This is a genomic window from Rickettsia endosymbiont of Halotydeus destructor, assembly GCF_049278075.1.
Classification (GTDB): Bacteria; Pseudomonadota; Alphaproteobacteria; order Rickettsiales; family Rickettsiaceae; genus Rickettsia.
This window is the reverse complement of record NZ_JAPNPB010000001.1, coordinates 454,269-468,738: the sequence shown is the minus strand read 5'-3', so window position 1 is coordinate 468,738 and position 14,470 is coordinate 454,269. Positions and strand designations below refer to the sequence as shown.

Here is a 14,470-nt window from a genome sequence, read left to right as displayed (position 1 = left end):
TAACTGCTTTTTAAGAGCCATGAAACAACGCTGTCGAGGCGAAGCAATGACGCTGAGAGTCTTAGATTGCCACTCTCCTTGCAATCGCTTAGCCCAGACGTCTAGAATAAACACGCGCAATAATGCCGTTGCGAGAAAAAACAGTTTTAACCAATTTTAGCCCTATTTTGAAATTTAATTTTTTGTGCTTTAAGGTCACCGACTTTAAAATATATCTCTTTATTTTCTAATTTAGACGATACCGGTATTATATTAGGACTATGCTCTAATATAATAAAGTGTTCATTATTTCCATGAGAAGATATGAATTGTTGAGTAGAAAAATTTCCTCTCATTATTTCTTGAATTTGATAAGTATTAATATCTAATTTTTGCCATTTTTGAAATTTAATAATTTCAGAACCCCATATTGCCAAATTCCAATCATTCTTTACTAAATCCTCAAAATTTTTACAGCTAACAACAATTTTAGATATTGTATCAGTTTCTGAAACATTAATATTTGTAGCATTTTCAAACTTAACTACATATCCTATATAAGTACGTTTAGTTAAATTAGCTATTTTTACATAATTGTCGTTGGAATCAGAGACATATAAAAATTGATTAATATTACTTTGTAAATAAACGGCTAGATAAGGTTTATCATTGGTATTTACGACATTAAAAGGTAAATCAAGAAGGGTGCATTTAGTTTCCTCCAAGCTAGTTGATTCTATTATATTAGAGGTGCCTGTTGTTGGTAAATAATAGGCACCTGCTTCATCGATAATACCGGTAATTAAAGAAGTAAGGTTTGATAGTTCAATACTAACTATTCTTATTTGATATCGATAACTAAAATAATTTAATATTACAAAATCACCAGGTTTGTAACCATGAAAGATGGAAAATATTACGAATTTTATTATTTTACTTTCCAAAGCAGCATTTTTTAAAATTAATTGTCCTACCCTCTCAACATCCGCAAGAGATAAAATAACAGGGATTTTTATGGCTAAAGGTGGGTTATTTGAAGAATTTTCGTTATTTATGTAACAATAACAATTTTGATAATTATTAAAACGATCAATAAAGTTAATCGTAATTTTACTGATAATATTTTCTTTAGGTATTTCGGTTTGTTTTAAATAACTATTATCCGATAATTTTACTAAAGCTCCTTGATCTAAATTATGCGAATCACCGTAACCCCGCTTAATAAATTTAATTTGCTTATGATTATTAGCTAAAATATCAAAAAAATAAAATATTCTTAAAGAATTGATAATATCTATCGTTGATAAAGCTTTATTTAGCACTAACCCTTCTATTGTCTCATCAATAGTAGAGATGTCGACTTTGTGCAATGCAATACCGCATTTATTAGATAATTCTAGAATTATCGCTGCTAAACTACAAACACCAAATTTACCATTAACCCAATGTCCCTTTTCCCATAAATGATTATCACTCCAAATATTACCATGCGGCCAAGCAGGATAAGGGCGCGCATCCCAAGTCCATAAAAACATTTCTTCAATATACTCCTCTTCTTGCCAATATTCTAAAAAAGCCTTGATAGCGCTACGTTGCACCGTAAAATCCGTAGCACCGGAGGAATATTTAGGCACTCCACCGTCTTGACAGAAAGGATCAAAAAATACATTTGGTTGATTCGGTGCTTTATCGATCGAAGGAAAGCCAAACTCGGTAAACCATATTTTTTTCATTTTCGGCTGCCAAGTTGTAACCAAGCCGTTAGGGTTATAATGATGATTTTCCCACCAATATCTTAAATTTTTCCAAGCATAGGCAGCAGATAAAGATTGTTGTTGCCTTTCATAGTCTAAATAATAATCATAGCCTTCTCCTGATTGGCAGCCTTTAATAATTTCATCGCGCGTTATTTGCGAGTTTAGAGTGCGAGTTAAAGGAAAATAGGCATCTATACCAACGAAATCAATATCGGGAGAAGCAAATAACGGATCTAAATTATACCAGCCGCCGTTTGTATGATGATATTCCGACCAGTCGGCTGCATAAGTGACTAATACTCTCACCCCAACTATTTCTTTAACCAATTTAGCGAGTCTTATAAGTTCATTAACTCCGGGGAAATTATCAGCAGAATCTTTAATACTCGTAATACCGATAAGCTCCGAACCAATAATAAAAGCATCAGCATAATCTTTAACAAGCCTTGCATAATGAAGGATGAAATTATTATAGCCATCTGCCTTGTTAAAAAATTGATGGATAGAATCGGATGCGCCGGTGACATAACCACGCCACGGCTTGCCTGGTACATCCATAAAAAACATTGGATAAAACATAATTTTTAGATTACGCTTTTTAAGTTCCTGCAGATAACGAAGTAAACTAGCATCGTTAATGCTACCGCCGTAATTAGGATTATTGTTATTATCTTTAGAAATAATTTTAGCGGTCTTGCGAGTATAATGACTTACTTGCCACTCTGCTGAATATTTAGTATAAGAATCGTTAAACTCTATAGCGGGTTTTATGCTACATAATTCAGTATTTAGATTATCGGCAAACCAAGAAACTACCGGTGCTACCCATTTTATATTTGGGCAGGTAGTTTGTAATTGATTAAGGCTAAATATGCTATTGGCAATATTAAGATAATTATGTGAGTTAATTGGTGCGCGGTTGATGAAGCTGCCGTAAGAGCTTTCTATTGTTTTATATTGTACTATCGTATCATAGACATATTCGCCTGATCCTGGGATCATATTGATTGCGCTTATTAAATTCTCAGTAATTACGTGATTGGCTGCTATAGGTATATTAGGTTTTCTTGTTACCTCAAATGAAAAATTTGGGATAGAATCGTTGAAATCCTCTAGCGGTAAATCTTCAAATACTAAATAACTAAGAGAGCGAAAAGCAGGAGTTTTACCGATACCGCAAGAGTTTTCAATTAAAGGATCAGGTGTTTGAGTTTCTGAACCCAAATATAATCGAAATTTATATTTACCTAAATTTATTAGTTCATCATTTGCCCACACTCTTGTAATTTCTGCAATTTCTCCTTCGCAGATGCTAATAGCAAATGATAAATAATATTTATATTCCGTCAAACTATGAGTAGTTCTAATTTGATGAAAGTAAGGAAAATATTCCTTGGAGGAAGTAGTATTCTCAATTTGTTTAATTTGTTTTGCCCAGATTATTTTACCGTTAACTCGTGCCAGGCCAAAAATTAGTGGTATTGGCTCACCGTAATGAGCAGTAGATAAATGAAAACTTTCCCTGATATTTTTATATTGATGATATTCTTCGGGCTTATGGTTTAACTGGTCCAGATAATCACCGAAAGTTTTACCGGCGAATCTACCTATTGTGGAGAATATACCGCCGCCTATAGATTTACCTAGTGCGCCACCGAGCGAGCCAAATATCTTACCGAGCATAATTTTATGTATTTTAATTGATATGATTTGATATTATCATATCAACCCGGCAACACTAATATAGTTGAGTATGGTGTCATGCGGCGATCCAAGTCGGCGTTGTTGTTTGGCTCTTAAAAAGCGGTTAATGTCATTCCTGCGAAAGCAGGAATCCAGGCTTTCCTTTGTCGTGCTGAACTTGTTTTAGCATCTTTTGGTAATAGATCCTGAATAAATTCAGGATGACTATTTTTTCTGGATTCCCGCCTACGCGGGAATGACATCAAAACCATGCAACACAACGCTGACTTGATCACGGTATGACGCTGTACTTATCCTTTGGATAAAACCAAATGACTAATAGTCCTACTAAAAGGCAAAGATTTAACAACAAATTATACTCAGTCATAGAAACACCAAGGATTTTGATTGCAGGTTTAGTGCAGGAAGTAATCGGCTGCGAGTAGAGCATTTGTTTGATGTGGGCTATAGATAAGCCTTTAGGGATACGGATCATTGAGGAGCAGAGGCTGCTTGGCTGTACTATTCCTCGCTCTACCATACTATGATAGCTTGATAATACGCAAGAACTGAGGATAGTAAGGAGAACACAAATTAAACTATATTTACTTAATTTTTTAATTATTAAAGCAGTTAAGGAAATTTTAATTAAAGTTAGATAAGGAAATCTTTCATATACACATAAAGGGCAAGGGGTGTAATGTAATATATATTCAGCAAAATACGCAGCAGAAAGAGCTAGTATGGAAATCGCAATTACTCCTAAATGAAGGACACGAAAATTATCTTTTCGAATGAAATTTATAATTGAAGTAATTAACATAATTATATCTGAATATTTTTATAACCTTAAAGAATAAAATTGTCTAAAACTATAAAAAACGCAAGTCATATTTTACAATTCGTTAAATTTAGTGTAGATTGCTTTTATTGTTAATATAGCACAAATAAAATAAAAAAGAATGTCAGAAATATTTGAAGATGCAATAAAGTCGAATGCTTGGCCTTTTTTAGAGGCTAAAAAAATATTAGATCATTTGCAAGGTAAAGCTCCTGCTAAAGGTTATGTATTATTTGAAACGGGTTACGGCCCTTCAGGACTACCGCATATAGGCACTTTCGGGGAAAATGCCCGAACAATTATGGTGCAAGAAGCATTTAAACAATTATCCGATATTCCGACAAAATTAATTTGCTTCTCTGATGATATGGACGGATTACGTAAAGTGCCGAGTAATATCCCTAATCCTGAAATGGTAGCTGCGCATATGGATCAACCGTTAACCGCTATTCCTGATCCGTTCGGCGAATATGAAAGTTACGGTCATCATATGAATGCTAAATTGCGATCATTCCTTGATAAATTCGGCTTTAAATATGAGTTTTTTAGTAGTACGCAGTGTTATAAGTCAGGCATGTTTGATGAGATGATGATACGAGTGCTTGAGAAATATGACGAAATAATGGAGTTAATGTTGCCAACTTTTCGAGAAGAGCGAAAGGCAACCTATTCACCTTTTATGCCTATTTGTCCTGATACTGGTAAAGTTTTACAGGTATCTATTGAAAAAATTGATCCGACTAGTGGAACAGTTACCTACAAGGATGACGCAGGTAAATTTGTCGAAGTACCAGTAACAAGAGGACATTGTAAATTACAGTGGAAGCCGGATTTTGGGATGCGATGGGCAGCTTTAAACGTTGATTATGAAATGTACGGCAAGGATCATCTGGCCAATGCACGACTTTATTCCGAGATTTGCCGAATTCTTGGAGGCACTCCGCCGGTACAATTATGTTGTGAATTGTTTTTAGATGAAAACGGCGAAAAAATTTCTAAATCTAAAGGCAATAGTATTAGTGTTGATGATTGGCTAAAATATGCACCGCTTGAAAGTATGTCACTTTTTATGTATCAATCACCGACCAGAGCAAAAAGGTTATATTTTGATATAATTCCCAAAAATGTTGATGAATATATTACTTTTAATAAAAAATATCATGCAGAAGAAGACTTCGTAAAAAAATTAGCTAATCCTGTTTATCATATTCATCATGGGCATGTGCCAAAAATTGAAACTTTCGGCATCACTTACGCATTACTTTTGAATCTGGCATCGGTATGTAATCCTTCAGATAAATCAGCGCTTTGGGCATTTATTACAAGATATGAGCCCAAAGCAACAGCTAAAACTGCTTTATATCTTGATCATTTAGCAGATTTTGCAGTAAAATATTTTAATGATTTTGTTAAAGCACATAAATCATATTTAACGCCCGCAGCTAAACATAGAGTTATTTTAGAAGATGTTTTAAAAATGCTAGCTAGTTTAACAGATGATATAAGCGCTGAACAAATTCAAGAAAAAATATATGATATTGGCATGCAAGCCGGCTATGAAAATCTACGTGATTATTTTAAAGAACTCTATCAAATATTGCTCGGACAAAATGAAGGTCCAAGACTTGGAACTTTTATAAAGCTTTTCGGAGTAGCAGAAACGATAAAATTGATTAAAGAGAAGTTGAGTAAAAGTGCTTAAGATGTCATTCTAGCTCAGCATAATTGCTTGAATCGGAAATTGTTGCAAAAAACATCGTCATTGCGAGGAGTTGCGATAGCAACGACGCGGCAATCTAAAGAAAAATAATAAAAAGGCTATGAAAATTATTATTTTCTAGATTGCCACGTCGGCATAAATGCCTCCTCGCAATGACATAGCTCTTACAATAATACTGCCTCTCTACTAATAACGACCTAAATTATGTTACGCAAACAATGAACGATATTTTTTCCAGTACTTTACCTATTTTTTTGATTACTATCCTTGGTAGTATTATCAAAACAAAATGGTTGACTTCTGAGGAATTTTGGCGAGGGATAGAAAAACTATCATATTTCGTATTATTTCCGGCAATGCTTTTTAATTATGTATCTACTGCCGATTTAAGCGTTTCATCAATAATTAAACTAGTACTCGCTCTTATTATATCTACTTGTATTATCTCTATTAGCTTAGCTATTTATCAGAAAAAATATAATATTGATAAAGCACAATTTACCTCAATATTTCAAGGTTCGATTCGTTACAATAGTTATATTTTTTTTGGCGTAAGCGCTCCGTTACTAGGTCAAGAAGGACTGGCTATAGTTGCCGTTATCTCTTCTTATATGATTATTTTCACTAATATTTTATCAGTCATAAGTTTTGCTTATTATATTCCCGATAAATCAGTGGCAACTACTCTTAAAACTAGCATTCTTTTAATGGTTAAGTTAATAATTCGTAATCCGTTAATTATCGCAAGTATTGTCGGATTTATGTTTAATTATTCTAATCTTGAGCTGCATTTAGGTTTGAAGAAAACATTAGATAGCCTATCAAATGCTGCTTTAGCGATCGGAATGTTAAATGTCGGCGCAGGTCTTAGATTTACTATTCATAAAGAACTGCTGTTTAATGTTTTATTAACTAGCTTTATTAAATTAATAGCTTTCCCGTTGGTTACAGTAATAGTTTTATGGCTAATGTCAATTGACGGTGTTAACAAATCTGTAGGAGTATTATATAGCTGTTTGCCTTGTGCAAGCACGGCTTACGTATTATCCCGTCAACTTGGCGGCGATCCGGAATCAATGGCGTCGATTATAACATTTACTACTTTTTTCTCACTCATCACTTTGTCGATTATTATGTATATACTGGGGTGAGGTATATGTTTTCGATGTCATTCCTGCTACCTTCTATGTCATTCTCGCGGAGGCAGGAATCCAGTCTTTTTATTGTCATGCTGAACTTGTTTCAGCATCTCACTAATATATCCTGAAATAAATTCAGGATGACTATATATTTTCTGGATTCCCGTTTTCACGGGAATGACATAAAAACTTAATTTTACTCCCCTGTAAAACTAGGGGCTTCTCCTGCTAACTCTGATTGTACTACATCATTCAAATTTAAATAAGAGCAAATATGCGTTAAGACTTCATCAGGTAGCACTCCTAAAGCATTCTCTTTCTTCTGCCCTAAATGTATAGTAGAATGTTGTTTTACAACTCCTGTAAGCTCAAAATAATGCCGATTGATATAAGAATTAATCTCGGTTATATCCTCAGATAAACTATTATTTTCTGATAGTAAATCTAAAAACTTTTCACAGTATTTGAAATCGTTAAGTTTAAGTTTTGTTGATTCAAGCTTTTTAAGAATGCTTAGTTTTTCATGGGGATTTTTTATGTCTATTTTAGCTCCAGTTCCAGGAAGTAAAGTAATATTTGCTCCATTGGCAGACGATTGACTACTAAGCGAGGGCGCTGAATTATGAATATTATAATCTACTCCATAATGAGTGAAATTAAAGTCTGCTTGAGCACTTATAGTTACTGAACTCATCGGCAAATCCTTACCGGTTTGAGTGAATTTACTATTTTCCTCTATAGAAATAGCTACTGGCACTGTTCCTTCATAATTATTATTTAAATTTATAGTGCCCTGAAAAATATTAATATTATTTAAAGGTAGTTCACTACTATCAATTATAAGATCACAATTATCAAAAACTTCAACATCAGTAATTCCATTTATTATATAGAGAGCAGAAACAGGAATATTAATCATAGCAATGCTTGGTCCAGCTAAATTAAGCTGAGCATTATTTGTACTTAATATTACATGAGGGCTTAAAGCGTTCTCTTTTACTATTAATTTAGGCATATTATTTTACTTCATTTAATTATTAATTAGAACGTCACTATAGGTAATTATTATTAATAAATCAATTAACTAATTAATAATACTTTAATTAGTTAATACTTAAAATATTTGTGCATAAAAAACCGGCGTTGCTTGTGTGGGTTAGTTTCAATTCTGTCACCCCGTGGCTTGACCACGGGGTCAGTAATACCAGTTTATTTTTCCTGGACCCCGTGGTCAAGCCACGGGGTGACATCGAACGCTTTTTCGATCCAAGCAACGCCTATGCAGGAATGACATAATCAGTTCACACGAGCAAGATTAAAAAACCTATCAATAATTTCTTGCTCTAAAACGCTAGAAGCTATAAATTACAATCAAGTAATATAAATATAAGTTATCATGGAAGAAATGAATAAAATCAATTACGCTGAAGCATTAGAATATCATAACAAAGGTAAGCCGGGTAAAATTGCTATTTTAGCAACTAAGCCGCTAGTAACACAGCAAGATTTATCGCTAGCTTATTCTCCGGGTGTTGCGGCTCCTTGCCTTGAGATTGCTAAGAATATTGATAATATTTATAAATATTCTGCTAGGGGCAATATGGTTGCTGTGATATCTAACGGCACTGCAGTTTTGGGGCTCGGTAATTTAGGGGCCGCTGCTTCAAAACCAGTAATGGAAGGAAAGGCAGTTTTGTTCAAAAATTTTGCTGATATTGATGCCATAGATTTGGAAATTAATACGGAAGATCCTGAGGAATTTATTAATGCGGTAAAATACCTTAATTATAGTTTCGGAGGGATTAATCTTGAAGATATTAAAGCTCCTGAATGTTTTATAATTGAAGAAAAGTTAAAATCTATAATGGATATACCGGTATTTCATGACGATCAACATGGGACAGCAATTATTACGGCTGCCGGGCTGATAAATGCTGCATACCTTACTAACCGCTCGTTTAATGATCTTAAAATTGTTGTAAACGGAGCAGGAGCAGCAGCTATTGCTTGTATTGAGTTGTTGATAGCTCTTGGAGCTGACAGGTCAAATATAATTTTGTGCGATACGAAGGGAGTAATATATCAAGGTCGTACTAGCGGTATGAATAAATGGAAAGAGATGTATGCACAAAAGACAGATTTACGTACTCTTTCAGAAGCTATGGAGTCGGCTAACGTATTTCTTGGCTTATCTGCAAAAGGTGCGGTATCAAAAGAAATGGTGGCAAAAATGGCAAAAAATCCGATTATTTTTGCCATGGCTAACCCTGATCCGGAAATTACTCCAGAGGAAATAAGATCAGTTAGAAGCGATGCAATTATTGCTACGGGCCGCTCTGATTATAATAACCAGATTAATAACGTTATGGGTTTTCCGTATATCTTTCGTGGAGCGTTGGACGTTCGAGCTAAAACTATTAATCAGGAAATGAAAATAGCAGCTGCCCAGGCGATAGCAAAACTTGCCAGAAAACCGGTACCAGAAGAAGTATATAAGGCTTATTTTGGCTATAAAATGGTTTTTGGGCCCGATTATATTATCCCGGTGCCTTTCGACCCCCGGTTAATTACCGTTATCCCGCTTGCTGTTGCTAAAGCTGCTATCGATAGTGGAGTTGCTAAAATCACCGACTTTAATATTAATAAATATAAGAAAGAATTAGCAAGCAGGTTAAATCCTACCTCTAATTACATGAGTTTGCTTGCCGAAAAAATCCATAATGCTCCTCTTAAAAGAATCGTATTTGCCGAAGGAGAAGAGGAAGAAGTAATTATGGCGGCAATTATGATGCGTGATGATAAGCTAGGTCATCCTATTATAGTGGGACGGGCTGAAAGAATAGAAGCGACTTTAAAAAAAATAGGGCAAGATACTAATTTAGATGACATAGAAATAATGAATGCGGCTATTAATGAGAATATTGATAAATATATTGATTATTTATATGAAAGGTTGCAGCGCAAAGGATATCTCTACCGAGATTGTGCAAAATTAGTCAAAACGGATAAAAATATTTTTGCCGCCTGTATGGTAGCATGTGGTGATGGCGATGCGGTTCTAACAGGGATTACTAAGAGCTATGCAAGCAGTTTAGCAGATATTATAAAAGTAATTTCTCCTAAAGTTAACAACAGGATTTTAGGCTATTCCATTATGATAGCTAAAGATCATAACATTATTATTGCCGATAATAGTATTACTGAATATCCGACCAGCGAGGAATTAGCACAAATTGCTATTCAAACAGCCGACATCGCTAAAAATATGGGAATGATGCCGAAAGTTGCACTTCTTTCATATGCAAATTTTGGTAGTTCTGATAAAGAAAAGATGATGCGTATAAATGATGCAGTAAGGATTTTAGATAGTGAGCAACGAGATTTTGAGTATGACGGAGAGATGTCGGTAAGTGTTGCATTAAATCCTAATTCACGTAAATTATATAAATTTTGTCGATTGTCAGGGGCAGCAAATGTACTAATTATGCCCGGTTTAAATACTGCAGCTATTTCTACCGAATTACTACAGGAATTTTCTTCAAATAGCTTTATTGGCCCAATAATCAACGGTTTTGAAAAGCCTGTTCAAATTTTACAAACCGGCGCTAGTGCTAATGAGATATTAAAAATTGCAACTTTTGCTTGTATTGAAGCTGCTTTTGATATTTAAACCGGTTAATGATTATAAATAATTTTGATCTTGACAGGTACTGTTAGTTAACAATACTATAATATTTAAAAACCGTGAAATATAGGAGTATTTAAATATGCAAAAAGATCAAATAAAAGGAAATTTAAGTAAAAATCAGTCAACGCAGCAGGCAGTAAAAGTCCCTGCTGTTAATAACCCTCTAGAGCTTCACGATTTATTGAAAGAAACCACTCAAGAGATACAGCAAAAAAATTTACAAATACAAAAAGCTGTAGACAAGTCGGTATCTGCCAAAAAAAGTTTTACTGACCTTAAAGAAGCAAATTTGGGAAATAGTTCCGCAAGTAATAGCATTGATAAGTAACCAGGGGAAATTATAATACTGTTCGCTCAAACGTCATGGCGAGGTGCTCTTGGCGCCCCGTGGCCATCCAACTTCTCCGTCATTGCGAGGAGCCGCTAGGCGACGTGGCAATCTTATGATTAGATTGCCACGCTCCTTTTCAGTCGCTCGCAATGACAGGGTAGGTATCCACACAACTTAAAGTTATAATATCATCTATTTAAAAATTTCTCTGCTTCAAGGGCTGCCATACAACCGGTGCCTGCGGCGGTGACAGCTTGCCGGAAAATTTTATCCTGTACGTCGCCAGCAGCAAATACTCCTTCTACACTAGTCCTAGTCGAATTCGGTTTGGTGATGATATATCCTTCACTATCCATTTCAATTTGTCCTTTAAATAAACCGGTATTAGGTTGATGACCGATAGCTATAAATACTCCACTGCAATTAATTAAACTTACTTCTTTATTATGAACATTTTGAATTTTTACGCCGGTGACTGAAGCCGGGTTTTCACTGCCGGTTATTTCATGGACAACATGATCCCAAATTACCGATATTTTTGGATTTTTAAACAATCTCTCTTGTAATATTTTTTCGGCTCTAAAGCCATCGCGGCGATGTATTATCGTAACTTTACTTGCATGGTTAGTTAGATATAATGCTTCTTCAACAGCGCTATTACCTCCGCCCACTACTATTATTTCCTGTTTTTTAAAGAAAAACCCATCACAGGTAGCGCAAGCCGATACCCCAAATCCTTGGAATTTTTTCTCTGAAGGAATATTAAGCCACCTTGCTTCCGCACCAGTACAAATAATTATACTTTCTGCTTCGTATTCCACGCCGGAACCAGTAAAAACTAAAAAAGGTTTTTTTGATAAATCAACTTTTTCTACATAATCACTTATAATCTCAGTACCGACATTCTTTGCCTGTAAAGTCATTTGCTCCATAAGCCATGGTCCTTGCACGCTTGCCGCAAAGCCCGGATAATTTTCAACATCAGTAGTAATAGTAAGCTGCCCTCCTGGTTGATTGCCGTGAATTAGTATTGGTTTTAAGGCTGCTCTTGCCGTATAAATTGCTGCGCTAAGCCCTGCAGGACCTGAACCTATTATTAACACTTTTGTTGTAATTTTCATAATATGTATTTTATTGTTTTATTAATGTGGCTATATGTATTATATAGGGTTTAGTCTTGTCGCTACTATGTCATTCCCGCGAAAGCGGGAAGCCAGGAAAATTATAGTCATCCTGAATTTATTTCAGGATCTACTAAAAAAGATGCTGAAACAAGTTCAGCATGACAAAGAAAAGACTGGATTCCCGCTTTCGCGGGAATGACATCAAGAGCGTTTTAATCTTCGCGCGAAAATGGTTATATGGCGTTACATTACCTATTAAATTTTTTCCAACCACGATTTTATATAATTAATTTGATCAGGATTCATTAATGAAGGAGCGTGACCGGCATAGCTTACTTCATAAAGGTCAAAGTCTTTCGTTTTTTGCATTTCTTCAATAGTGGATTCTGTTAAAATATCAGATTTTACCCCGTGAATCACTAATAATTTACATACCATTCGTTTCCATATCGTCCACATATTTACATCTTTTGGCGTAGTATTGTCAATTGACATGCCGTGAACTATGCCGGGGTCATAATTCATTTTATATTTCCCTCCAAGAGTAGGAATAAAGCTATATTTAGTTAAATAGTCCCAATCTTCTTCGTCACTAATACCGAATTGAGAGTAAATAAGTTTTAAATATTGTTTTGCACTATCTAAATCATCAAAAATAACGGTTTTTTTAGCATACCTGCCGATTTTAACTAGAGGAGCAGAAGAGATAAACGGACCAATATCGTTTAATATCATCGCCTTAAAGAAATCTTTATATCGACTTGCAAGTATCATGCCAATTATGCCGCCCATAGAGCTACCAAGCCAAATTGGTTTTTTAATATTTAATTTTTTTAAAAAAATCAAAGTATCTTTAACATAGACATGATAGTTATAATGCTTATTTATTTCAAAATTTTCGCTATCGCCGCGCCCCGGATAACTTAAAGCGATTACTCTAAATTTACTACTTAACCCCTCGGCTATTTTATCGAAATCGTGAGCATTTCTGGTTAAACCATGCGCGCATACTATTACGTTAGGGTTTTCAGGATTACCAAATTCTAGATAGGAAATTTTATGAGAGGGGACATATTGAGCAGAGAACCAATTAATATAAGAGTTGATTTTAATTGAATTTATTTGCATTCGTGCTACCGATATTCTTATAGTTTAAAGGGTTAATTTAAATTATTTAAAAATATACTTACCATAGTCGGCATATATATTACTACAAAAAGCAGAGATAAAAAAACTGTAGCGGCAACCTTCTCGGGATAAAATTTTTGCAAATTAGCTATAACTATGGTATTCGCAGCAAGCGGTGCCGTAGAAAGCAGCTTTAAAGCATTATAATGATCATTATTATACCATTTGGTAACAAAATGATCAAATAAAATAAAAATACCTACTCCAATGGGATAAAACAAAAATTTTGCCGTAAAAGTAGCCAGAGTAAATTTTATATCTACCTCAAATTTTTGAAGACTTGAAAGGGCAAGACCGACCATGACCATACCGAGTATAGAAAAAGCTCCTCTCATATTATACAAAAAGTCATCTAAAAAATCTGGTAAGGTAAGACCGCAAAAACTAAATAAACAGCCTAATAAAAAAGCATTTAAAATAGGCAGCTTGATTACTTTTAAAATACTATCCGTAGTATTAGCAAAACTTCGCATGCAAATATAAAACCCTACTGAAGACTCATAAATATTTACGCCTATCACCGCCATCATATAAATACCTAAAGTATAGTCATCAAAGAGAGCGGCAGCTATAGGCAACATAAAATAGCCGCCATTTGCTGTGCCTGCTGATAATGCTATAATATTACGGGTATGATCTTGCCAGAATTTACCAAAGAAATAATAAGAAAATAATGAGAGTAAAGTAGCAATGATAAACGTTACGACTGTAACACTTAAGGCAGAAAGTGTAAGGGTAGTACTAGCAGGAATAGTAAAAAATACTATAGGCGAGATAAAATAAAATAATAAGGAAGAAATACTATCTTTTTCGACATTTGAGTATTTACCTGCCAAAAAACCTATTACAACGCTTAGTAATACAGAAACAGTTTTAAAGAAAACTATACTAAATATCAACATGGAAAAATCCAAAAATAACTATCACAAACCATTAGAGAACCTACTGGACCTTAATAAAAATAGCAAATAATTTCTATACTAACTATAATAATATATATTAATTTCATTTTTTGATTAA

10 protein-coding genes are annotated in these 14,470 nt (G+C 34.4%); 4 read left to right on the top strand and 6 right to left on the bottom strand.

What is annotated here, in order from left to right; genetic code table 11:
- Window positions 1-146: 146 nt before the first annotated feature.
- Window positions 147-3,419, bottom strand: a complete 3,273-nt coding sequence (locus OTR29_RS02240; protein ID WP_422229029.1) for a baseplate megatron protein TIM-barrel domain-containing protein — start codon at window positions 3,417-3,419, stop codon at window positions 147-149.
- A gap of 292 nt (window positions 3,420-3,711) precedes the next feature.
- On the bottom strand, window positions 3,712-4,242 hold the full coding sequence (locus OTR29_RS02235) for a disulfide bond formation protein B (protein ID WP_422229028.1): 531 nt from the start codon (window positions 4,240-4,242) through the stop codon (window positions 3,712-3,714).
- Between the two features lie 139 nt (window positions 4,243-4,381).
- Here OTR29_RS02235 and OTR29_RS02230 point away from each other — a divergent pair, with 139 nt between their 5' ends.
- Together OTR29_RS02230 and OTR29_RS02225 are read left to right on the top strand one after the other, a co-directional pair.
- Window positions 4,382-5,962: a lysine--tRNA ligase gene (locus OTR29_RS02230; protein ID WP_422229027.1), complete on the top strand. Its 1,581-nt coding sequence runs from the start codon at window positions 4,382-4,384 to the stop codon at window positions 5,960-5,962.
- 236 nt (window positions 5,963-6,198) lie between these two features.
- Window positions 6,199-7,131: an AEC family transporter gene (locus OTR29_RS02225; RefSeq protein ID WP_422229026.1), complete on the top strand. Its 933-nt coding sequence runs from the start codon at window positions 6,199-6,201 to the stop codon at window positions 7,129-7,131.
- 184 nt (window positions 7,132-7,315) lie between these two features.
- Here OTR29_RS02225 and OTR29_RS02220 read toward each other — a convergent pair whose 3' ends face one another.
- On the bottom strand, window positions 7,316-8,134 hold the full coding sequence (locus OTR29_RS02220) for an F-box protein (RefSeq protein WP_422229025.1): 819 nt from the start codon (window positions 8,132-8,134) through the stop codon (window positions 7,316-7,318).
- A 381-nt stretch (window positions 8,135-8,515) separates the two neighbouring features.
- On the opposite strand from OTR29_RS02220, the gene OTR29_RS02215 reads away from it, so the two are divergent.
- Window positions 8,516-10,789, top strand: coding sequence for an NADP-dependent malic enzyme (locus OTR29_RS02215; protein ID WP_422229024.1), 2,274 nt, complete (start codon window positions 8,516-8,518; stop codon window positions 10,787-10,789).
- A gap of 97 nt (window positions 10,790-10,886) precedes the next feature.
- The gene (locus tag OTR29_RS02210) at window positions 10,887-11,135 is read left to right on the top strand and encodes a hypothetical protein (RefSeq protein WP_422229023.1); all 249 of its coding nucleotides are present in this window, start codon (window positions 10,887-10,889) and stop codon (window positions 11,133-11,135) included.
- Between the two features lie 191 nt (window positions 11,136-11,326).
- On the opposite strand, the gene trxB is transcribed toward OTR29_RS02210, so the two are convergent.
- The 3 genes from trxB to OTR29_RS02195 form a co-directional block, all read right to left on the bottom strand.
- Entirely contained in the window at window positions 11,327-12,259 is a 933-nt protein-coding gene (gene trxB, locus OTR29_RS02205; protein WP_422229022.1) for a thioredoxin-disulfide reductase, read from the bottom strand.
- A gap of 258 nt (window positions 12,260-12,517) precedes the next feature.
- Entirely contained in the window at window positions 12,518-13,390 is an 873-nt protein-coding gene (locus OTR29_RS02200) for an alpha/beta fold hydrolase (protein WP_422229021.1), read from the bottom strand.
- Between the two features lie 32 nt (window positions 13,391-13,422).
- On the bottom strand, window positions 13,423-14,352 hold the full coding sequence (locus OTR29_RS02195) for an AEC family transporter (protein WP_422229020.1): 930 nt from the start codon (window positions 14,350-14,352) through the stop codon (window positions 13,423-13,425).
- Window positions 14,353-14,470 lie beyond the last annotated feature (118 nt).